The 20,240-nt window shown below is 51.9% G+C and carries 21 protein-coding genes and 1 riboswitch; of the genes, 9 read left to right on the top strand and 12 right to left on the bottom strand.

Going from position 1 to position 20,240, the window contains the following annotated elements; translation table 11 throughout:
- The 4 genes from FZZ92_RS09915 to egtB are packed head-to-tail and all read right to left on the bottom strand — an operon-like array spanning position 1 to position 2,841.
- Positions 1 to 480, bottom strand: coding sequence for a hercynine metabolism protein (locus FZZ92_RS09915; protein ID WP_115024838.1), 480 nt, complete (start codon positions 478 to 480; stop codon positions 1 to 3).
- Positions 477 to 710 (bottom strand): hercynine metabolism small protein, encoded by a 234-nt coding sequence (locus tag FZZ92_RS09910; RefSeq protein ID WP_226423136.1) that lies wholly within the window; start codon positions 708 to 710, stop codon positions 477 to 479. The genes FZZ92_RS09915 and FZZ92_RS09910 overlap by 4 nt, the downstream gene beginning before the upstream one ends.
- Positions 711 to 730: 20 nt before the next feature.
- Positions 731 to 1,684, bottom strand: coding sequence for an L-histidine N(alpha)-methyltransferase (egtD, locus tag FZZ92_RS09905; RefSeq protein WP_226399005.1), 954 nt, complete (start codon positions 1,682 to 1,684; stop codon positions 731 to 733).
- Positions 1,681 to 2,841 (bottom strand): ergothioneine biosynthesis protein EgtB, encoded by a 1,161-nt coding sequence (gene egtB / locus FZZ92_RS09900; protein WP_226423135.1) that lies wholly within the window; start codon positions 2,839 to 2,841, stop codon positions 1,681 to 1,683. Before egtB ends, egtD begins: the two co-directional genes overlap by 4 nt.
- A 68-nt stretch (positions 2,842 to 2,909) precedes the next feature.
- On the opposite strand from egtB, the gene FZZ92_RS09895 reads away from it, so the two are divergent.
- Positions 2,910 to 4,700, top strand: coding sequence for a serine/threonine protein kinase (locus FZZ92_RS09895; RefSeq protein WP_226423134.1), 1,791 nt, complete (start codon positions 2,910 to 2,912; stop codon positions 4,698 to 4,700).
- Here the strand turns inward: FZZ92_RS09895 and smpB are convergent.
- A complete protein-coding gene (gene smpB, locus FZZ92_RS09890; protein WP_115024835.1) occupies positions 4,694 to 5,194 on the bottom strand; it encodes an SsrA-binding protein SmpB in 501 nt (166 codons plus the stop codon). The genes FZZ92_RS09895 and smpB overlap by 7 nt on opposite strands.
- A gap of 50 nt (positions 5,195 to 5,244) precedes the next feature.
- Here smpB and ruvB point away from each other — a divergent pair, with 50 nt between their 5' ends.
- The 5 genes from ruvB to FZZ92_RS09865 are packed head-to-tail and all read left to right on the top strand — an operon-like array spanning position 5,245 to position 9,097.
- A complete protein-coding gene (gene ruvB / locus FZZ92_RS09885) occupies positions 5,245 to 6,303 on the top strand; it encodes a Holliday junction branch migration DNA helicase RuvB (protein WP_115094544.1) in 1,059 nt (352 codons plus the stop codon).
- Positions 6,300 to 7,064 (top strand): tetratricopeptide repeat protein, encoded by a 765-nt coding sequence (locus FZZ92_RS09880; RefSeq protein ID WP_226399010.1) that lies wholly within the window; start codon positions 6,300 to 6,302, stop codon positions 7,062 to 7,064. The genes ruvB and FZZ92_RS09880 overlap by 4 nt, the downstream gene beginning before the upstream one ends.
- Position 7,065: 1 nt before the next feature.
- A complete protein-coding gene (locus FZZ92_RS09875; protein ID WP_226423133.1) occupies positions 7,066 to 8,262 on the top strand; it encodes an amidohydrolase in 1,197 nt (398 codons plus the stop codon).
- The gene (locus tag FZZ92_RS09870) at positions 8,259 to 8,486 is read left to right on the top strand and encodes a DUF3188 domain-containing protein (RefSeq protein ID WP_226423132.1); all 228 of its coding nucleotides are present in this window, start codon (positions 8,259 to 8,261) and stop codon (positions 8,484 to 8,486) included. Before FZZ92_RS09875 ends, FZZ92_RS09870 begins: the two co-directional genes overlap by 4 nt.
- The gene (locus tag FZZ92_RS09865; RefSeq protein ID WP_226423131.1) at positions 8,483 to 9,097 is read left to right on the top strand and encodes a HEAT repeat domain-containing protein; all 615 of its coding nucleotides are present in this window, start codon (positions 8,483 to 8,485) and stop codon (positions 9,095 to 9,097) included. Before FZZ92_RS09870 ends, FZZ92_RS09865 begins: the two co-directional genes overlap by 4 nt.
- Positions 9,098 to 9,100: 3 nt before the next feature.
- On the opposite strand, the gene FZZ92_RS09860 is transcribed toward FZZ92_RS09865, so the two are convergent.
- A complete protein-coding gene (locus tag FZZ92_RS09860; RefSeq protein WP_226423130.1) occupies positions 9,101 to 9,808 on the bottom strand; it encodes a class I SAM-dependent methyltransferase in 708 nt (235 codons plus the stop codon).
- A 90-nt stretch (positions 9,809 to 9,898) separates the two neighbouring features.
- Positions 9,899 to 10,006: riboswitch (TPP riboswitch) on the top strand.
- A 46-nt stretch (positions 10,007 to 10,052) separates the two neighbouring features.
- Here FZZ92_RS09860 and thiC point away from each other — a divergent pair.
- Entirely contained in the window at positions 10,053 to 11,432 is a 1,380-nt protein-coding gene (thiC, locus tag FZZ92_RS09855) for a phosphomethylpyrimidine synthase ThiC (RefSeq protein ID WP_226423129.1), read from the top strand.
- 59 nt (positions 11,433 to 11,491) lie between these two features.
- Here thiC and FZZ92_RS09850 read toward each other — a convergent pair whose 3' ends face one another.
- Entirely contained in the window at positions 11,492 to 12,208 is a 717-nt protein-coding gene (locus FZZ92_RS09850; protein ID WP_226423128.1) for a hypothetical protein, read from the bottom strand.
- A gap of 88 nt (positions 12,209 to 12,296) precedes the next feature.
- The gene (locus FZZ92_RS09845) at positions 12,297 to 13,043 is read right to left on the bottom strand and encodes a hypothetical protein (RefSeq protein ID WP_226423127.1); all 747 of its coding nucleotides are present in this window, start codon (positions 13,041 to 13,043) and stop codon (positions 12,297 to 12,299) included.
- Positions 13,044 to 13,245: 202 nt separating this feature from the next.
- On the opposite strand from FZZ92_RS09845, the gene FZZ92_RS09840 reads away from it, so the two are divergent.
- Together FZZ92_RS09840 and FZZ92_RS09835 are read left to right on the top strand one after the other, a co-directional pair.
- Positions 13,246 to 14,775 (top strand): hypothetical protein, encoded by a 1,530-nt coding sequence (locus FZZ92_RS09840; RefSeq protein ID WP_226423126.1) that lies wholly within the window; start codon positions 13,246 to 13,248, stop codon positions 14,773 to 14,775.
- 2 nt (positions 14,776 to 14,777) lie between these two features.
- Positions 14,778 to 15,704 (top strand): NAD-dependent epimerase/dehydratase family protein, encoded by a 927-nt coding sequence (locus FZZ92_RS09835; RefSeq protein WP_226423125.1) that lies wholly within the window; start codon positions 14,778 to 14,780, stop codon positions 15,702 to 15,704.
- 1 nt (position 15,705) lies between these two features.
- On the opposite strand, the gene FZZ92_RS09830 is transcribed toward FZZ92_RS09835, so the two are convergent.
- Genes FZZ92_RS09830 through pseF form a run of 4 tightly spaced genes read right to left on the bottom strand, consistent with a single transcriptional unit; the run spans position 15,706 to position 20,239 of the window.
- On the bottom strand, positions 15,706 to 16,791 hold the full coding sequence (locus FZZ92_RS09830) for a hypothetical protein (protein ID WP_226423124.1): 1,086 nt from the start codon (positions 16,789 to 16,791) through the stop codon (positions 15,706 to 15,708).
- Between the two features lie 14 nt (positions 16,792 to 16,805).
- Positions 16,806 to 17,855, bottom strand: coding sequence for a pseudaminic acid synthase (pseI, locus tag FZZ92_RS09825; protein ID WP_226423123.1), 1,050 nt, complete (start codon positions 17,853 to 17,855; stop codon positions 16,806 to 16,808).
- 41 nt (positions 17,856 to 17,896) lie between these two features.
- Positions 17,897 to 19,492, bottom strand: coding sequence for a UDP-2,4-diacetamido-2,4,6-trideoxy-beta-L-altropyranose hydrolase (pseG, locus tag FZZ92_RS09820; RefSeq protein ID WP_226423122.1), 1,596 nt, complete (start codon positions 19,490 to 19,492; stop codon positions 17,897 to 17,899).
- Between the two features lie 39 nt (positions 19,493 to 19,531).
- The gene (gene pseF / locus FZZ92_RS09815; RefSeq protein WP_226423121.1) at positions 19,532 to 20,239 is read right to left on the bottom strand and encodes a pseudaminic acid cytidylyltransferase; all 708 of its coding nucleotides are present in this window, start codon (positions 20,237 to 20,239) and stop codon (positions 19,532 to 19,534) included.
- Between the last annotated feature and the right edge of the window lies 1 nt (position 20,240).

The raw sequence follows: 20,240 nt of genomic DNA, 5'->3' as shown, positions 1-20,240 counted from the left end.
TTAAGTCAGTCCAGCGTCGCGGCGCAGCTGTTCCAACTCCTGCTCCGCTTCAAACAACGCCCAGTCCTTCTCCAATGTTGAGGGGCTGGGAGTTTGCCGTTGCTGGACAAGCTCATCCAGCTGCCGTTCAACCTCATTGAAGCGGCGTCCCAGGTCTTCCAGGTCGGCCCAGAGGGCTCGTCCCTGGTTCATCAGGCTGCTGAGGTGCTGTTCGGCCCGCTTGGCTAGATCGTCTGCTCCAGCTGCTCTAGCGCGGTCAACCCGGCTGCGCCAACCCCGCACGTCGTCGGCAAGCCGGAGCAGCTGCTGCCGTTGCTGCTTCGCTTCGCTTTGCAGTTGCTGGCGTTGCCGTTGCAGGGCTCCGGCTCGATCCCTCAGGTGCTGTTCGCTGAACAGGTTGTCCTGGACGGGGTTGTTGCGAAGAAAGGCGGAGAGTCTTGCGTCCAGCTCCCGCTCCAACTGCTCCAGCCAGCTGCTCATGCTTCGCCGGGGGTGGTGATCACCGGTTTTTCGATCTCTTTTTCCAGGGGCTCGATTGCGGCTGTTTTGGAGTTGAGAATCATCATGGTGAGTTGAGCCGCTTTGACCTCGCCGACTTCACCTTCCAATTCCCCCAGGCGATCAAAGGCCGCCAAGTACACCGCCTCCAGCTCCTTGATCAGCTGCTCGCGCTGCTGCTTGATCGCCTGACGCCGTTCGTCTTTTTTCATGCCGCCATGAGCTCTTGAGCTCAGTCTGCCGGCAAAAGTAGATGCAGAGCGATCTGCTGGTGTGGATCCTCCCAGCGGCGTTCAATCCGCCAGCCAGCTCGTGCCACAAGGGCGGCTGCGGCCCCCGGCGAATACTTGACGCTGTGTTCTGTGATCCAGGCCTCGCCGTTGCGGAAGAACCAGGCCTCACCGCCCAGGTGCACGGTCTGATCCCGCCTGCTGATCAGGGCCATTTCGATCCGCTGCTGCTGCGGTTGCCAGTTGGCCTGGTAGCGGAACTGCGCGGGATCGGCATCGCCCTGGAGGTCGCGATTGAGTCGCTGTAGGAGATTTCGGGCGAAGCTGGCGGACACGCCGGCTGCATCGTCGTAGGCCGCTTCCATCAGCGCTGGCTCTCGCGGTTGATCCAACCCCAGCAGCAGCGGGCCTCCAGCCAGCAGCTGCCGGGCATTGCGGAGGAAGTGCACGGCGTCCTCCGGGGTGAAGTTGCCCAGGGAGCTGCCAGGGAAGAAGCCGATGCGCCGTTGTTTCTCTAGGGCGGGGTGCGGCGGCAGCCGTTGAAGGCGGGTGTGATCACAGCAGATGCCCACCATGGCGGTCTTCGGGTGCCGGGCGGCGAGACCGGAAAGGGCCTCCTCCAGGGCGCTGAGGCTGATGTCCAAGGCGGCGAAGACGCTGCTGCCGAGGGCCGTGAGCAGCGGATCCACCTTGCGAGCGTTGCCGATGCCGAACTCCACCACCAGCCCGGGTCCCGTTGCGGCGGCGATAGCGGGCGCATGGTCCTCCAACAGGGTGATTTCCCGTTGGGTGAGGGTGTATTCCGGCTGCCGGCAGATCTCGGCGAACAGCCGTGATCCCTCGGCGTCGTAGAGCATCCAGGCTGGTAACTGGCGGGGGCTGCGCCGCAGACCCTCGTCGACCAGGCGCGCCAGATCCGCCGGGGGTGGGTAAAGGTTGAGCAGGGTGATGTTCATCGGGCCAGACGGATGCCCGCGGCCATCCAGCGGCTCGCTGGCTGGAAGAAATTGCGGTAGGTGTCGCGCTCGTGGCCTGGAGGGGTGAGCCAGCTGCTGCCCCGCAACACCATCTGTGAACTCATGAATTTGCCGTTGTATTCCCCAATGGCCCCTTCTACCGGCAGGAATCCGGGATAAGGGCTGTAGGCACTGGAGGTCCACTGCCACAGCACCCGGTGGGCCTGCTCCATGGCGCTGCCGTGTACGCCATAAGCGTGCTCCCATTCCGCTTCTGTAGGGAGACGGGTACCGCTCCAGCGGGCATAGGCATCCGCTTCGAACCAGCTCAGATGCCGCACGGGTGCCTGGGGGTCGCGGCGGCGGCGGCCCGCCAGGGTGAACTCGTCGTTGTCTCCGCCCCAATAGCGCGGAGCCTGCCACTGGTGCTGTTGGATCAAGGCCCATCCTTCACTCATCCACAGTTCGGCGCGCTGATAGCCCCCGTCAGCGATGAAGGCGGCGTAAGAGCCGTTGCTCACCAGGGTGCTGCTCAGCTCAAACGGCTCCAGCCACACCCGGTGCCGCGGTGTCTCGTTGTCGAAGTGAAAGCCGTCGCCCTGGTGGCCGATCTCCAACAGGCCGCCAGGGCAGGGGAGCCATTGGTCTGGCTCCATCTGCAGGGTCAGCTCGGCGTCTGGGTTGTAGGTGGGTTCCAGAGGCTGGCGGTGGAAGCCATCCAATAGGTCCATCAGCAGCAGTTCCTGGTGCTGCTGTTCGTGGTGCAGCCCAAGCTCCACCAGGGCTGTTAAGTCTTCGGGTGGGTTCTGAAGCAGCTCTTCCAGCCCGGCATCCACCCGTTGGCGCCAGGCCAGCACCGCGCCGATGGCCGGGCGGCTGAGCAAGCCTCGTTGTGGTCGGGGATGGCGGTCTCCGACGGCCTCGTAATAGGAGTTGAATTGATAGCTCCAGAGCGCGTCGCAGGCCTTGTGCCCAGGTGCGTGGGGCTGAAGCACAAAGGTGTCGAAGAACCAGGTGGTGTGGCCCAGATGCCATTTGGGTGGGCTGGCGTCCGCCATCCCTTGGATCATCAGGTCTTCCGGTTCCAGGGGTTCGATCAGTGCTTCGCTGCGGCGCCGCACCGCCAGCAGAGTGTCCAGCAGCACGGGTCCGGCCAATCTTCTGCGGACCCTAGGGGCTGCTGCAGACCATCGGTACCATCAGCCAATTGATTTGGCTGATTTACTTGAGCGGTTCCGGCACTGTGCTGGTGGAGCGTTACCGCCTGGAGGAGCGGCTGAGTGGGCCCGATCCGGTGCAGGGATCCCTTTGGCGTGCGGTGGATGTGATGGCTGGTGATGTGCCAGTGGCTATCCGCCAACTGGAGACCACGGCAGCCCAGCAGCGACTGCAGGGGATCTGGCCCCAGTTGCAGTCGCTAACGCATCCCCAGTTGCCCCGCTGCGGAGAACTGTTCGAGTTGGATGGGGCGCTCTGGCTCGTGCGCGACTGGCAGGATGGCGTCGCTTACGACGTGCTGCGACGGCAAACGCGCTTCGGGGCCGGCGATGTGCTGTTGCTGCTGCGCCAGATCCTGCCTTTGCTGGAGATGTTCCATGGCTGCGGGCTTGTTCACGGTGATGTGAATCCCCGCCATCTGTTGCGTCGCGGCAGTGATGGCCTGCCTGTACTGCTGGATGGTGGTCGGATGCAGCGGGAGAGCGCCACCTCGAAGGAGGCTGCCTGTAGGGATCTGCATGACCTGGGGGTCACCGCTCTGGAGTTGCTCAGCGGCAAGGAGTCATCAGCCCTGATGGCCACAAATGGCGAGGACGGGTCCTGGCCGGAGGGTCTTTCGCTTGAGCCGGGATTTTGCCAGGTGTTGGAGCGCCTTCTCTCTGAAGCACCGGCGCGCCGTTTTAGCGAAGCATCCGATGTCCTCAAGGCTTTGGATTCGGTTGTGTTGCCCCCATCAGTGACTGATCCCAGCCTCCTGGAGCTCACCGTGTCGCCGCGAACCAGCCGGGCCATGGCCCGCGAGCAGGGAGCGGAGGGTCGTCTCTGGCCCGTGGTTCTTGCTCTGGCGCTGTCGGCCCTGGTGGGTTCCGCTATCGGCTGGTTGCTGCTCCCACGCACTTCCCCGATAGAAAAGGGCCCCCGCACAGGCCGAGATCGGGCGATTCAGCAGCCTGCTCTCAGCCTGCCGGCGGCGGAGCTGGATCAGCGCCAGCAGCTGTTCAGCCGGTTGCGGGCCCTTCAGGTGGATCGCGATTGGTTCCTCAAGCTGGTGGATGCCAGCCTGACCAGCCGTTTTCCTGAGCGGGGCGGCCGCCTCCGTTCGGAATCGCTGGCCGCTGCGCCGCTGCGACAGGTCTGGACCGAGCTGGCGGAGGGATGGTTGGCCCGGATCGAGCAGCTGCCGCCGGCGATCCGGGCCCGGTTGGGGCGTCTGCGGGATGGGGACTGGGAGCAGCCGCGTCTGGCGCTGCAGCAACAGGGTGTTCATCCAAGGGTGGTGGAGCATCTGGTGAGTGCCGCGGCTCAGGATCTGCTGCCCGGGACGATGCAGGGCCGCAAACCAGCGGAACCCTTCCGTCAGCTTTGGATTGCAGCGGCGATGGAGAGTCTTGATGACGTCGAAATCGTGCGACTTAAGGCGCGTCCCCTCGAACCCACCAACACGTCTTTGCGCATTCCTGCCGGTGGCGCTCGCCTCGTGCTGGTGCAGGTTCCGGACGGTGATGCCCTGGCCCTTGGCATCAACGGCACTCCGCTGATGCAGATGGTGGTGTTCGGAGCGAATGGGCAGGTGGTGGAGGAGCGCGGCCCGCTGCGGGTGGCCAGGATTGCCGCTGAGTCGGGTTCACCCCTGCAGGTGCTGATCACCAACGAGGGGGTCTCCTCCGGTCTGTTCACCTTGTCCTGTAGAGCAGATCGTCCTCGTCCTCCCCTGCCGGCAGTGGACCTGGATCCGCTGCCCGACTCGGCCACGGGGGAATTGGTGAGGCCACCGGGGCTGGATTCGAACGGTCAGTAGCGAGCTATCGCCGCCTTCACCTCTTTCTTGGATTGCTTCTCCTTTTCGGCGGCCCGCTTGTCGTGCAACTTGCGACCTTTGACCAGCCCGATGGTGAGCTTGATCCAGGACCCCTTGAGGTGAAGGTTGAGGGGAATCAGCGTGAGACCTTTCTGATCCACCAAACCGCGCAGCTTGTCGATCTCGCGGCGATGGGCCAGCAGTTTGCGGGTGCGCAGCGGGTCGTGGTTGAAGTAGTTGCTGGCATGGGTGTGGGGTGAGATGTGCACGTTGTGCAATTGCAGTTCCCCACTGCGGATCAGGCAGAAGCCATCGCGCAGGTTGGCCTTGCCGTTCCGGATGGACTTCACTTCGGTGCCCACGAGCTCGATGCCGGTTTCCAGGGTCTCGAGGATCTCGTATTGATGTCGGGCCTGACGGTTGTCGGCCAGCATCCGATTGGCAGCGGCCCGTGCTGCTGCTGCTGCTGCTTTTTTCGCTCCTCCCTTGGCCATGGCTCTGGCTGCGTCTTCCGACCCTATCCAGGTCTGGGTACCCTGCCCGCATGGCGATTGTCTCCTCCAGTTCCGGTCGCAAGCCAGCACGCCGCCCCGAAGCGCTGGTGGACCCCCAGCCGGCCCCTGAAGAGGCGGTGAGTCGGCCGGAAGACAAGCTTCGGCCCCAGCGCTTGGCCGACTACATCGGTCAGAGCGAGCTGAAGCAGGTGCTGGGCATTGCGGTGCAAGCGGCACTCGGCCGCGGCGATGCCCTCGATCATGTGCTGCTCTACGGCCCGCCGGGTTTGGGCAAAACCACCATGGCCATGGTGTTGGCCGAGGAGATGGGGGTTCAGTGCAAGGTCACCAGTGCGCCGGCCCTGGAACGCCCGCGCGACATCGTTGGTCTGTTGGTCAACTTGCAGCCCCGCGATCTGCTGTTCATTGACGAGATTCACCGTCTCAGCCGGGTTGCGGAGGAGTTGCTGTATCCGGCGATGGAAGACCGTCGCTTGGATCTCACCGTGGGCAAGGGCAGCACGGCGCGCACCCGCTCCCTTGACCTGCCGCCGTTCACCCTGGTGGGGGCCACCACCAGGGCCGGATCGCTGAGCTCCCCGCTGCGGGACCGCTTCGGCCTGATTCAGCGGTTGGAGTTCTACGGCCAGTCGGATTTGGAGGCGATTGTGTCCCGCACAGCAGGGTTGATCGGGTTGACCCTGACGCCGGAGGCTCGCAGCAGCATTGCGGCCTCCTGTCGCGGCACTCCGCGAATCGCTAATCGTTTGCTGCGCCGGGTGCGGGATGTGGCCAGCGTCCGCGGTGGTGGCATGAGCGGTAGCGATGGCACCATTGATCAGGCTCTGGTGGGAGAGGCCCTCAGCCTCCACCGGGTCGACCATCGCGGCCTTGATGCCAGTGACCGTCGGCTATTGCAGCTGCTGATTGACCACCATGGAGGTGGCCCGGTGGGCCTGGAGACCCTGGCGGCGGCCCTCGGAGATGACCCCGTCACTTTGGAAACCGTGGTGGAACCTTTTTTGTTGCAGCAGGGGCTGTTGATGCGCACCCCCCGCGGCCGGATGGTCACGGATGCGGCCCGCAGCCATCTGGCGGAGGCGGCATGAACCGGCTTCTGGTGCTGTTGCTGAGCATGGTGCTGGCGCTGCCGGTGCAGGCCCTGGATCTTCAGGGGCTCTATGAGCAGGCGCTGACGGCGAGCCGTCAGGGGGATTTTGCTGAGGCGTTGCCCCTCTGGGACCGCTTCCTGGAGCAGGCCCCAGAGGATGCAGCCGCACTGAGCAACCGCGGCAATGTTCGTCTTGCCCTTGGGGATGCTTCAGGGGCCATCGAAGACCAGAGCGCCTCGATCGTTTTGGCACCGGAGGAAAGCGACCCACGCCTCAACCGGGGCACGGCGGAGGAGGCGCTTCAGGAGTGGTCCGCAGCGGCAGACGACTATCTATGGATCCTGGAGCGGTATCCAGACGATGCCTCAGCCCTTTACAACCTGGCCAATGTGCGCGGCTCGCAGGGGGATTGGCCTCAGGCTCGTTCGCTCTACGGCCAGGCTGCCCTTGCCCGTCCTGGTTTTGCGATGGCCCGTTCCAGCGAGGCCCTGGCGGCTTGGCAGTCGGGAGATCTCGATTGGGCGGAGGCGGAATTGCGCAAGTTAATTCGCCGCTACCCCTTGTTTGCTGATGCCCGGGCAGCCCTCAGTGGCCTGCTCTGGCGTGAGGGATCAAGCGGTGAAGCCGAAAGCCACTGGGCTGCGGCAGCGGGTTTGGACCAGCGCTACCGCCAGGCGGATTGGCTGCAACAAGTGCGCCGTTGGCCGCCGCAGCCGACGGCGGATCTGATGGCATTCCTGGCCTTGGAGGCCTCCTGAGATGAGCCAGCCTGAGATAACTGAGGCGTCGGCTCTTTCCGATCGACTCAGCCGTGAGCTGCCTGAGTTGCTGGAGCTGCGCAGGCATCTGCATGCTCACCCTGAACTCAGCGGTGAGGAATACCAGACGGCTGCCCTGGTGGCGGGGGAGTTGCGCCAGTTGGGCTGGCGCGTGCGCGAGGGGGTCGGTCGCACGGGGGTGATGGCCGAGCTGGGGCCAGAGCAAGGGCCCACGGTGGGGCTGCGAGTCGATATGGATGCACTTCCGGTGGAGGAACGCACCGGTCTGCCCTATGCCTCCACCCGCCAGGGGCTGATGCATGCCTGTGGCCACGACCTGCACACCTGCACAGGCCTGGGGGTGGCGCGGTTGTTGGCCCAGGAGCCGAGGTTGGGCGGCCGGGTGCGGCTGCTGTTTCAACCCGCTGAAGAGTTGGCCCAGGGGGCGGTGTGGATGCGGGATGCGGGTGCTGTAGATGGCCTCCGTGCCTTGTATGGGCTCCATGTGGTGCCGAATCTGCCGGTGGGCACAGTCGGGATCAGACGGGGCTGTCTCACCGCGGCGGCCGGCGAGCTGGAGGTCTTCGTGCAGGGGGAAGGGGGGCATGGTGCACGCCCCCATCAGTCGGTGGATGCTGTTTGGCTTGCCGCCCGCGTGATCACGGAGTTGCAGCAGACGATCGCTCGCCGCTTGGATGCTCTGCAGCCAGTGGTCATCAGTTTCGGCAAGGTGGACGGCGGTCGCGCCTTCAACGTGATTGCCGATCAAGTGCGCTTGCTGGGCACGGTGCGCTGCCTGGATCTGCAGCAGCACGCCCAGTTGCCGGATTGGATCGAAGAGACGGTGCAGGGGATTTGCGCTAGCGGAGGCGGCACGGCTGTGGTGAACTACCGCTGCATTGCGCCGCCGGTGCACAACGATCCGCAGCTCACGGATCTCCTCGAGCGCTGTGCGGTGGATTGTTTGGGCCGCGACAAGGTGCTGCCGGTGGAGCAACCCTCCTTGGGGGCGGAAGACTTTGCTGAGTTGCTTCGGGATGTGCCGGGAATGATGGTGCGGCTGGGGGTTGCTGGGCCTGAAGGGTGTGCCCCGTTGCATAACGGGGCCTTCGCCCTGGAGGAGGATGCCCTCGGTGTTGGTATTGCCGTGCTCACTGCCACCTTGCTGGCTTGGATCGCGGAGAACGCTTCGTCATGAACCAACGCCGCGCTGTGATTTGGGTTTCCCTTGGGGCACCACTGCTGATCCTGCTGGCCCTGCTGGCCTCACAGCAGCGTCAGGGGAAAGATCAAGTGCAGGTGCTTCCGGCGGTGCTTGTTGGTTCGGGCCTGATGATCAGCAGCGCTCTCGGTCGGCAGCGTCGCCGCGCCAGGCTGTTAGCCGATCTTCAGCGGGCGCGCACCCCCGGCAGCAACTCATGAGTGAGACCGACCCCCAGAAGCCTGATCTCGACACTGTGCGCCTGGCCATCGCTAGCGGAGACCCTGTGAAGGCGATGCCAGCGATCACCCAGCTTCGCCATTGCTCGGATGCGGAGGCGGTGCCGTTGCTGGTGCTGGGCACAGAGCAAAAACCCTTTTTGGTGCGCTCGTTGAGTTGCAGCGGCCTGGGCTACAAGCGCACTGAGCAGGGCTGGGCCGTGCTGAGTGAGTTGATCACTGCGGATGAGGACCCCAACGTCCGGGCCGAAGCAGCGAACTCCCTGGCCAGTTATGGGGTCGAGCGGGCCTGGCCTCTGCTGCTCTCGGCTTTCGAGGCGGACAACGCCTGGTTGGTGCGCTGCAGCATTTTGTCCGCCTTGGCGGAGCAGCCCGGCATTGATCTGGGTTGGTTGCTTGAATTGGCGACGCTCGCCGTTGCCGATGCCGATGGCATTGTGCGGGTCAGTGGAGCTGAAATCCTGAGTCGGATTGTGCGGGAGGGTTCAGCTCTGCCGATTGGTGAGCAGGCAAGAACCCTCCTTCAGCCGCTGCAGCAGGACGGCGATCACCGAGTGGTCGCTGCGGCTCTGAATGGATTACAGAGGGCTTGAACGCTATTGCCTAGTGAAGCTGATCGAACTCAGCGGCACCAGAAATCCAGTGACAGAACGTGTTTCCAGGCTCCACCGACGGAAAAGTTCTCTTGGGAATGGCTCTACAAATGCATGTTTCTGAATGAGTCCAGCGCGCCTGAGAAGATCCAGATTCATGTGGCCTTTCTCATCGCCTTCGCAGTCGTCAAGGGCGATCAAGGTGTCTGCTTTAAGAAGTTGGCTCAGCAGCTTGATGTCATCTTTCATCAGGCGACCATCAAGATGAAGCATGTCGAGTTTTGCTCCTTTGGAAGTGAGGAACTCGAACATTTTGGTGCTGGTCCCCTGCACCACCTGGGCTTTGCTTCCTTCCGGCAAGCTCAATCCTGCTAACGGTTGTTGGGTGCAGGGATGCATGTCGCAAGTAATCAGCTGAACGGCTTGTTGAGCCATGCCGGCACCACATGCCATGGCAGCAGCACTGTTGCCGATGTAAGTCCCTACCTCCGCAATTAATTTGGGGGCTCTTCGATGACTAGCTAAGTAGAGGCTTAGGGCGCTACCTAGGCCGATACTGCCTGAATTGCTGCGTTGCAGGCTGGGGTCCAGCAGGCGTGCGCTGATCAGTGGCAGAAGCTTCTGCTCAAAGACAGGCTTGAGATGGGCACCTCCATCCAGCAGTTGTTGCCCGAAGGCCTGGCTAAGCGTCGAGGGATTAAGGCGAAGCACAGGATTTGGGGGTGAATGGTTGTCTGGAGGATCTTCTCAGATCTGACTCTTCGGGTTGGCCATTCATCGTCCCAGCTCTTGCTACGGTTTGGTCATCACTAGGGGTGTCCGGGTTTTCTAACAAGCCTCGGACTGAGATCACACCCTCCGAACCTGATTCCGGGTCATACCGGCGCAGGGAAGTGTTTGAGCGTGATCTGCGGCCATTCAGTCGACCTCTGGGCACTCCGTTGCTTCTCAGATCATGCGCGCTAGCTGGGTTGAATCTCGCAAGGGCCAGGCGAATGTCTCTCAGATGCATTACGCGCGTCAGGGGCTGATCACTGAGGAGATGGCCCATGTGGCCAAGCGTGAGAATCTGCCGGAATCTCTGATCATGGAAGAGGTGGCCCGGGGCCGCATGATCATTCCGGCGAACATTAATCACGCCAATCTTGAGCCGATGGCGATCGGCATCGCCAGCAAGTGCAAGGTAAATGCCAACATCGGCGCATCACCGAACGCCTCCGATGCGGCCGAAGAGGTGAAGAAGTTGAAGCTGGCGGTGAAGTACGGCGCCGACACGGTGATGGACCTCTCCACTGGTGGGGTCAACCTCGATGAGGTGCGCACCGCAATCATCGATGCTTCACCGGTCCCCATTGGCACAGTGCCTGTGTATCAGGCGCTGGAAAGCGTGCATGGCTCAATCGAGAAGCTCGATGAGGATGACTTCCTCCACATCATTGAGAAGCACTGCCAGCAGGGAGTTGATTACCAGACCATCCACGCCGGTCTGTTGATTGAGCACCTGCCCAAGGTGAAGGGGCGTATCACCGGCATCGTCAGCCGCGGCGGCGGCATCCTTGCCCAATGGATGCTGTACCACCACCGTCAGAACCCGCTCTACACGCGCTTTGACGACATCTGCGAAATCTTCAAGCGTTACGACTGCACCTTCTCTTTGGGGGATTCCCTTCGTCCGGGGTGCCAGCACGATGCTTCTGATGCTGCTCAGCTCGCTGAACTGCATACCCTCGGTGAATTGACCCGTCGTGCCTGGAAGCACGATGTGCAGGTGATGGTGGAAGGTCCGGGCCATGTGCCTCTCGATCAGATCGAGTTCAACGTGAAGAAGCAGATGGAGGAATGCAGTGAGGCTCCTTTCTATGTGCTCGGCCCCTTGGTTACGGACATCGCTCCTGGTTACGACCACATCACTTCAGCTATTGGTGCAGCTATGGCTGGTTGGCATGGAACAGCAATGCTCTGTTATGTGACCCCGAAGGAGCATCTAGGCCTGCCTAATGCAGAGGATGTGCGTGAAGGTTTGATTGCTTACAAGATTGCTGCTCATGCCGCTGATATCGCTCGCCATCGCCCTGGAGCGAGAGATCGTGATGATGAGCTAAGCCGCGCTCGATATAACTTCGATTGGAATAAGCAGTTTGAATTGTCACTAGATCCAGAGCGGGCCAAAGAGTATCACGACGAAACACTCCCAGCTGACATTTACAAACAAGCTGAATTTTGCTCTATGTGTGGACCCAAGCACTGCCCAATGCAGACCAAGATTACGGAAAGTGATTTGATGGAATTGGAAAATGTTTTAGAAAATAATAAAGTTAATTCTTCGGTTAACTAGTTAAAAAACGGACTTTACTTATTGATCAAACGTGCATCCAATATATTACTGATCAATAGTCAAGCTCCCGGCTGCTTTAGTTTGTTTAATAGCTTATCATGATATTGTGATAAGCGATTTTCTAGTTGATTTTCTTGGGTTTTTAAATTTGAATCCAAAATTTCAAAAGCAAGATCAAACCATTTGAATGCATCTCTTAAGCTGAAGTGACCATTATTGCTGCCTATGTTTACATATTTAAGATGGGGAACAAAGGAATTACGCACTATCAATTGATTGCTAACTTTAATCTTTTTTGTAGAATCGTTGTTTTTTGTGCGTATTAAAGACTGGTGAGTACTGTTGCTGAGATATTTAAAAATTGCGGATCGGTGATGTCCATCTTGCAGGATATAGACACTCTTCTGGTTTTTGATCAATTGATGGACCGGAGGCATGAAATCCTCAGTGACTATAAAACCTTTTTTTTCAACAGATTTTAATAATTTTAAGTATCTAGCTGTATATATATTTTTAATTTGAATTCGAGCTTCTTTGTTGAGGTCTGGCTTCCTTAGAGTGCCTCCCCAAGGCATAAGCCACCAAATAGGTTGTCGATCTAAGTCCTTCGGAAGATTGTCGAAAAGATCTTCGTGTGATTTTAAATTAATTGGGCAGTAATCAGTTATTTTTAATGCTTCTTTTTCACCCTTTTCAAAAAATGCTTTACAAAATCTATGATGCGATGTTTTGCTTAATCTCGAAAATGCCCGCGTACAGATTAAATCTGTATCCACTTCACATGATTGCCAGTTAATTGTCGAATTGTTGTGACCTTTGATTGATACCATTGAAGAAAATTAAAAGAAAAGGTTGTTGTTGACATTATTCAATCAATAAGTCTAATGCATCTAATATCCGATTTGTGATATAGCTTTGCGGATAACTCTCGCCATTATCAATTAATTTGAAGCAGAGATTGAACCACTTTAGAGCATCTTCTAAAGAAAACTGATCTTTCGCATTTCCTACTGCTGCCAGTTGCGGCAAGTCCTCTTTGTCGATAATTAAATTCACCGAACATGGTACTAGCGGTACTCCAGAACTATCGAAAGATAGGGTTTTAAGTAAGTCTTTATGGTTATTGTCGAGTAAATACCGAAGAGCAACGAGCCGATGATGAGATCCATATTGAATTGCAACATAATTATTGTTATCGATCAAAATATGGATGGGCGTATATGGGCCTTTGCTGAAGTCAAAGCCGTTTTTGTGAATTGAATTAAGTAATTTCAGATAATCACGGCAGCTTTGCAGCCTTGAAGCCCGTAATTTTTCACTATCAATTTTAATATCTAACTTGTTAAATCCACCCCATGGCAGCTCACACCATATTGGCTTCCGTTGCAAATTTGATGGATAATGTATAAAGTAATCTGTATGATTGCGAGGTAGCCATCTTGAGTAAGCAGATCTATTCAGCGCTTCTATGGTTCTGCTTTCAAAATATGCTCTACAAAAGTCATAGTGTGGAAGCTCTTGTGGTAAGCAAAAATTCCTGGTAACAATTTTTGTGAGTGGTATTTGGGCATTTTTCCAGGCTATTGGTACAATTGTATCGTCTTCCGCCATAAAATTATTGCATGTGAATATAAGCTTACAACATTAAAACCACAGAAATCTCTCTTTCGTCTTGTTAAACATTAAGTTTGGCTTGCCATATACACACTTTCACTCCCAGTCCAACAGGTAATTCGTTAGCTGCCTTTTTTCAGTGATGAGCGATTGTTACGGTTTTAAACGTTGTAGGATGTCTTATCGACATGGATGACAGATGCCAAGACCGGATGCTGTGGGAGAGAAATTTTACGTCTACCATCCAGGCTCATCTATTGGCCAAAAGTTGGTTGAGAATAAACATATGTATATAAGTCACATACTTCTGGATACGAAGAAAGGAATTAAGAAGCTAGTTGATGAGATGAAATTTGGCCAAAAAAATGAATTCTGGGATGATTTTATTTTCTTGCAAGTTTTTGCGCCTCTTTTTGACAAACTCTTTTCATTTGACATAGAACAGGCAATAGATTTATATAGTGAAATTGATCATCTCCTTTTTACAACATATATAAGGCGAGATGAAGACCCAGTAAGATTCCGTAGGGCTTTTTGGAATGTAAATAACTACGGACTACGGCTTGCCCGCTCACTAAATACTTCTTCTTTGACAAATATGCTAGCTCCAAGCAAGTCGTTTACAAATAACAAAAAACGCATATGCTTTGTATTCAAAGGAGGATTCCAACTAGCTCACTCAGAGTTTTTTCAAGAATTTTTGGTAGGCAGTAAATTCTTTCGTGATCAAGTTGAGATAACTCTTTTCTTGATCGATGAACGATCTAAAGCCCTTAAAAATAGAGGTCTAGAACATATAAATATTGTTTCCACATCGGACAAGACATCTCCATATGACAAGCTTATGGCATATAGAAACTACATGTCTTCTAATAACTTTGATCATATATCTTGGGTAGCATGTGTTCAGAATTTGTCTCTATATATGGGTCAAAAGTCTGCTCCAAAGCAGTCGTATTGGTCTATGAAATATCATAGTATAGTAATGGACTCTCTTGACAAGTATGCAGGCCTAGGTTTTGGAGGGAAAAGCTTTTATTATGACGACGTTGAATGGTTTCGAGGGCGAGCATTCCCTAGCTTGGCATTTTCAAAGATTAATAGTAAGACAAAAGAAAAATTACTTGAATCAGCAGGCATTCCTATAAATTCTTTTGTAATTGGCTGTTTTGTACGATCTGAGAAGCTTAACAATGATGCTTATTGGAATTTGCTCGAAAAAGTCATAGCTCAGAATGAAAATGTGCATTTTGTACTGGCAGCCCCTTTTATTCCTGAATTTGTCAAAGCACGTTTGAAAAATAGCCCCTTTAAGCAATCATTTCACCATCTAGGATGGGTTAATACCAAACAATGGTGTCAGTGTCTTGATCTTTACTTAGATTCTTTCCCAAGGGGCTCATGTTTGACTATATTGGAAGCCATTAAAGCAAATATTCCCTCCATTCTTTTTGATTCTGAGCACAATAGAGAATCCTCTGCACTACCTTACTTGTCATCTGCATTGAGTAATTCAAAACAGCTGCCTCCGGGAGTACTGCCCATCGAAGACGTTTCTTTATTAAACAAAAAAGTTTCTAGCTTGATTAAATCTAAACAAGCACTAGTTCAATTAGCCGCCGAGCAGAAACAGTTGCTCACAAAGCTGGAAGGACAAAATATTTTATTTGCCAAAGATTATCTAAATTATCTACTTGATGCTAATTTATCTATTAGAAAAGCTCAATAATTATGATATTACTGATCGGTGCTGGAGGTTACTTAGGTAGCATCCTTTCAAGCTCGCTTGTTGAGATTGGCGAAGAAATAATTACTGTGTCAAGCTCCTTTCAGTGGAGCCCTATCCCAAATGAAACAAGATTTATATGTGATGCAAGTATGTTTAATCTATATTCCGAAAAAATTGATCGAGTAACATGTATTATTTATATGGCTGGCTCTACAGATATCCTTAAATCTGAATTAAATCCAGCAGATGATTTAATAACCCACATGTCTCAACTTCGTGGTTTCTTCGAATCTTTGTCCTCCGTTAGTACTAGCTCTCTTCGAAAACTTTTTTTCTTTAGCTCTGCTGGAGCGATCTATGGGGATAGTTATAGCTCTGTAATTCCCCATCACGAAGAATCGTTATTGGCACCATTGTCAATTTATGGAAAGCGAAATATGCTTCTAGAAGATATATTTTACCATTACTCAAAGATTGTTGGTTGTCAATATTGTGCTCTTCGAATTTCAAACCCATTTGGTATTACTCAGAATATGTTTCGACGGAAGGGATTGATAAATGCTCTACTGTATAGCGCTAAGGAGGGATATATTGTTTCCTTGAGAGGAAATGGTCAGCAAAAAAGAGATTATCTCTTCGCAAAAGATTTTTGTCAAATTCTAATTGGACTGATAAAGCATTCAGAACTACCTCCTTGCATAAATGTATGTTCCGGCTTAAGTTTTAGCGCGATCGATCTTGTATCTTTGATGAATAAATTAAATATTTTTCCAAATATCTCTACCGTTTCTGATCAACCTTACTATGAAGTGCGTGAGTCGAGATTATCCAATGGTTTGCTAACCAAATTATTAGAGCAACAGGTCTATCCACTTACTTCTATGGAAGAAGCACTTTCTACTTTGATTAGTCATGCAACTAATCTATAATCTAATAGATTAATGGGTACATTTTAGAGTCAAACTCAGGCAAAAAAGCCTGATGCAACTCGCTTTTACCTGTCCCAATATATTTTTTTTCATCTTTTTGCTCATCTTTGGTAAGGAAGTGGTTTATATATCTATTTATAATAATTTCTCTATTTTCTTCTTGATTGTCGAGAATATGATGAAGTTCTGCCAATGCGTCGATATTACTCTGCCTTGCTTTATGATCATTTCTAATGCTTTTGGAAGAATCGTTGAATGCATATGAGTTATTCGATTGATCAAGTTTTAATAGATGCAAATCTATTTTAGCCATCGATCCAAAAAATATATGACTTCCAAGTCCTTCTGTTATTAAGCATTTGTGATCTTTTAAGATCAAGGCCAAATTGACTAAGAAGGCTGGCTCATATCTGCTTCCACAGCAATAAACTTTATTGAATTCAGAACTATAAGATTCCCATTGACCAGCTTTTACTAAGTTAAGATAGTCAATATAGTAAATACATAGGTTGATATGATTGTATTTTGTGCGAAGAATTTCTAGTTTAGATTTGGCTTTGTCAATAGAGGCATGAATGCTTGCAGCTACTGCTTTCGTAGAATGTAGTGGAAAATATATGGCTTCTTCCATAAAAGAAGAATCGTTATCTCGTATTGATTCTGTAATTATATCGACTTTCTCAAGCAATGATTTGAACGGATGGATACTTGAAAATAGCTCTACCTTGATATTATATTTATTAGCGACTCTGCTATATTTTAATTTGACGTAATCTGAAAAGCATGCAATTGGCAGGCGTGCTAGTAATTCCTTTGACCAAACAACGCTTCCTGGAGCAAAGCCATGGGGGATTAATACATGTAAATCTTTGTCGGCTTCGAGCTGGTGTGCATACCTGTAAAGTGAACCATTTCCATATAGCTGGTTATCTTTATATGATTCGTATGCTTCATTTCCATATTTTTTGTCTACAAAGTTGTATTTTTTTGAGTCTAGTTCTCTTAGGAAATCAATGCGATATTTTTTATATGTATTTAATGTGGCCGTGATTCTGTTTGATGCCTGAACAAGTAATCTGCGATTCATTTTGTGACTGCTAATTAAATAATATCCTCGATTTTAAGAGGTTTGCCTCGTTTAAGGTCTTTCCGTGAGGTTTTTCCAAGCAAATCTTCGAGAAAGGGGGGTTGCAGTCCATCTCCTGGGCGTACAATGCGAAGATTCTTTTTTGTAAATTTATCACCTTTATTAATGTCTTCTGATACGTAGATTGATCGCCTGAACATCAGGCTTTTCTGCTCGACTTCGGTTGGGCCGTAACGAATCTCTCCAAGTGACTGCCAAGCTCGTTTTGATTCAACCACAAGAGAAGAGAGCTCCCCTGGTTCTAAAGAAAAAGCGCTGTCGACACCACCATCACTTCTTGATAATGTGAAGTGCTTTTCAATTACTGAAGCTCCCAAAGCTACAGAAGCTACTGCTGCTCCAACTCCCATTGTGTGGTCGCTCAATCCAACCTCCACATTAAATAATTGGCGTAGATGAGGAATCGTTGAAATATTTGTGTTCACGGGTGTTGCAGGGTAGGTACTTGTACATTTAAGTAGGACCAATTGGCTGCATCCAGCCTCTCTCGCAGTGTTAACTGCTAACTCTAGTTCTGCCAGGGTAGCCATTCCAGTTGAAATAATTAATGGTTTGCCAGTAGAAGCTGCTTTTGCGATTAAAGGCAGATGATTGTTTTCAAAACTGGCAATCTTAAATGCAGGAACACCAAGTTCATTTAAGAAATCAACGGCGCTTTCATCAAAAGGAGAGCTAAAGCAGATTAATCCGAGTTGGTTCGCTCTCCGCAGAATTGGCTCATGCCAATCCCAAGGTGTGTGCGCCTGTTGATATAACTCATGAAGATTACGACCGGCCCAAAGTGAGTTGGAGTCCTTGATCTCAAAGCTTCCTCCTCGGACAGCTAATGTCATAGTGTCGGCTGTATATGTCTGTAGTTTGATGGCATGGGCTCCTGCATGTGCAGCAGCTTCAACGATCTCCAGAGCACGATCAAGACTCTGATTGTGATTGCCACTCATTTCAGCAATCACAAAAGGTGGCTGCTCGCACCCAATGGAACGACCTGCAATGGAGATGCTCATCCTTGGGCCTTTGACGAACCTATTACCCAATCATGACAGATTTACGGGTCTTGCATCGGATGCCATTGCCAGATGGTCAGGCCAACCACCTCACTTGGCTTTTGCTGAAAACGGGAGCGTGCAAAGCAGGCTTGGCTGGCATGATTCTCTGACAAAACTTCTGCAAACACCTCTATATCATCTCCCCAGCGCTGTTGAAGAGCATTTAGCGCTGCTCGGATAAATGGAACTGCTAGCCCTTGTCCACGAACCGCCTTGTCTAAGGAAAAGCTCAGACGTACTGAGGAGCTGTCTGGCAAGCGATCAAATCGGATCTGACCAATAGGTGCATTGTCTCTAGTAACTGCTATCAAATGAATGCGATCAGGATTTAATAAGCTGTTCTCAAACCACGAATGGTGTTGCTCCATACTGATGTTATTTCTATTTAAGCTCACTGCTCGTACCGACGAATCATTTGCCCAACGTAATAAGAGTGCTTCATCAGAAGTATTGGTATCGCGTAAATAAATAGCATTGCTGTAGCCTGTTAAAGCTATTGCAATACGATCAGCACCATAACCGTCCGTAAGGTACTCCCCAGATACAAATGCCATTTTCTTATTTTCCCACGAATCGACTGCACTTGAAATATCAGTTTCATCTACATTTTTGTGCGTTCCAAGAAATTTTATAAAACCATACTTATCCAATGCTTTGCTTGCCGCTATTTGATTCTCTGCAACTGACACAATAAATGTTGGTAGGCGCAGGCAGGCACGTTCCCATGTTGTTGTTCCACCGGCACCAATTGCCAAATCCGCTCTAACCATCAAGCATGCAAGGCTCGGGAGAGAGGAATAGATGGTAGTTTTTGGTCGTTGATCAGCTAGCTTTACGACGTCAGAGTAGTTAAGAGACTTCATGCTAACGACAATGTCGATTGCTAAATGAGAAAAGCGGGCAGTGTTTAAAGCCCTTAGGGTCTTGAATGTCAATCCAAAATTGTCTATTCCCCCGAAAAATATTAGTATTCGTTGTAAGTCGTTTCGATTGGGAGTTAGCTCCCTAAGGGCTGCATATTCTGGATTCATCAATGCATATTGGGGTCCAATCAGTTTTAAGCAAGAGCTAGTTACTAGCTCTTGGTAGCGACTTTCAGTGGCGTCATCCGATAAATTTTGGTCTAAAATTATGTCGGCATCGTGACATCTATTTGCAAGGTCATCAATTACAAGAATCCGGAATAGTGGCTCTTGTTTCTGAAGATAGTTGCGTAAGCATAATTCCCACTCTTTACCAATGCCATAATGATCTACTATCAGCCATTGAACGTTTGTCTTGATATTGTCTCGCAAAGCTTGTATTGTCTGCATTGCATCTATCTCTTGGGTGCACCCTAGCCAAGTATTATATAGCTCTTGATTTTTTGATGGTCGGTTTTTATTGTCTATATTCTTGGATATTTTTTGATGAGATAGGGTTAAGACCTTAAATTCTTCCTCTAACAGTGTTATTAAGTCACCATCCTGGCATCTGCAGATAAATGTAATATCAGCGTCTCGTTGGCGTAATCGACGTGCGAGAGTTCGACAGCGCATCACATGGCCAGTTCCGATTAGGTTTGAAGCGTCGCAACGGATAATTATCTGTTTCATCAGCTTATGACTTGATTATCGTTGTTTGCAAATCTGCGGTCATTTTTCCATTTTTTCATGACTAGGGAATAATGTGGCATGCATTAATTCGGCGCGTGTCCAATCTTCTTCTGTATCTATATCTTGAACTCGCCAACGAGGTAATATCAAGGGAAGACCGGTATCGAAAATATTTGTATTTTCCCCCCAGGTTGATACTTTGGCCCAATAAAATTGACCAGCATCATGAAAAAGTGGCTCAAGGTCTTGGCTTCGGCATGCTGCCGCGGAGCTATCTATAGCTTGTGAATAACCCTCGCTATCAATGCGAATCGCTCGCTGAACTGGAAATGGAAATGATGTAGCTGTAAATACTGTTGTATTGATGCTGGAGGAACTTAATAAATCTCTTGACTTTTTTAAATCACCAGCCTGTGTAAACGGCGCTGTAGCGTAAAGACAGCAGACAGAATCATTGATACTGTCGTTTAAACCAAGAAACTTTATTGCGTGTTGGATGACTTCTTTGGTAAGTGTAAAGTCATCGGACAACTCAGCAGGTCTCAAGAAAGGTACCTCTGCCCCATACTTTTGGGCAATATCTGCAATATTTTGATCGTCTGTGCTGACCACAATAGAATCAAAGCAATCGGCCTCTTTAGCTGCCTGAATTGACCATGCAAGAATTGGTTGTCCTCGGAAAAGCCGAATATTTTTATTTGGAATTCGTTTGCTTCCGCCACGCGCTGGAATTATACATATATTCATG

Source organism: Synechococcus sp. MU1611, from assembly GCF_020514255.1.
GTDB lineage: Bacteria > Cyanobacteriota > Cyanobacteriia > PCC-6307 > Cyanobiaceae > Parasynechococcus.
The sequence above is the reverse complement of the archived record's forward strand: the minus strand, read 5'-3'. Positions and strand labels throughout refer to the sequence as shown.

Excerpts from the sequence above, each read along its gene's own strand:
- FZZ92_RS09915 (WP_115024838.1), bottom strand. The coding sequence starts at position 480 with ATGAGCAGCTGGCTGGAGCAGTTGGAGCGGGAGCTGGACGCAAGACTC.
- FZZ92_RS09910 (WP_226423136.1), bottom strand. The coding sequence starts at position 710 with ATGAAAAAAGACGAACGGCGTCAGGCGATCAAGCAGCAGCGCGAGCAG.
- egtD (WP_226399005.1), bottom strand. The coding sequence starts at position 1,684 with ATGAACATCACCCTGCTCAACCTTTACCCACCCCCGGCGGATCTGGCG.
- smpB (WP_115024835.1), bottom strand. The coding sequence starts at position 5,194 with ATGGCCAAGGGAGGAGCGAAAAAAGCAGCAGCAGCAGCAGCACGGGCC.
- ruvB (WP_115094544.1), top strand. The coding sequence starts at position 5,245 with ATGGCGATTGTCTCCTCCAGTTCCGGTCGCAAGCCAGCACGCCGCCCC.
- FZZ92_RS09880 (WP_226399010.1), top strand. The coding sequence starts at position 6,300 with ATGAACCGGCTTCTGGTGCTGTTGCTGAGCATGGTGCTGGCGCTGCCG.
- FZZ92_RS09875 (WP_226423133.1), top strand. The coding sequence starts at position 7,066 with ATGAGCCAGCCTGAGATAACTGAGGCGTCGGCTCTTTCCGATCGACTC.
- FZZ92_RS09870 (WP_226423132.1), top strand. The coding sequence starts at position 8,259 with ATGAACCAACGCCGCGCTGTGATTTGGGTTTCCCTTGGGGCACCACTG.
- FZZ92_RS09865 (WP_226423131.1), top strand. The coding sequence starts at position 8,483 with ATGAGTGAGACCGACCCCCAGAAGCCTGATCTCGACACTGTGCGCCTG.
- thiC (WP_226423129.1), top strand. The coding sequence starts at position 10,053 with ATGCGCGCTAGCTGGGTTGAATCTCGCAAGGGCCAGGCGAATGTCTCT.
- FZZ92_RS09845 (WP_226423127.1), bottom strand. The coding sequence starts at position 13,043 with ATGGCGGAAGACGATACAATTGTACCAATAGCCTGGAAAAATGCCCAA.
- FZZ92_RS09840 (WP_226423126.1), top strand. The coding sequence starts at position 13,246 with ATGCCAAGACCGGATGCTGTGGGAGAGAAATTTTACGTCTACCATCCA.
- FZZ92_RS09835 (WP_226423125.1), top strand. The coding sequence starts at position 14,778 with ATGATATTACTGATCGGTGCTGGAGGTTACTTAGGTAGCATCCTTTCA.
- FZZ92_RS09830 (WP_226423124.1), bottom strand. The coding sequence starts at position 16,791 with ATGAATCGCAGATTACTTGTTCAGGCATCAAACAGAATCACGGCCACA.
- pseI (WP_226423123.1), bottom strand. The coding sequence starts at position 17,855 with ATGAGCATCTCCATTGCAGGTCGTTCCATTGGGTGCGAGCAGCCACCT.
- pseG (WP_226423122.1), bottom strand. The coding sequence starts at position 19,492 with ATGAAACAGATAATTATCCGTTGCGACGCTTCAAACCTAATCGGAACT.
- pseF (WP_226423121.1), bottom strand. The coding sequence starts at position 20,239 with ATGAATATATGTATAATTCCAGCGCGTGGCGGAAGCAAACGAATTCCA.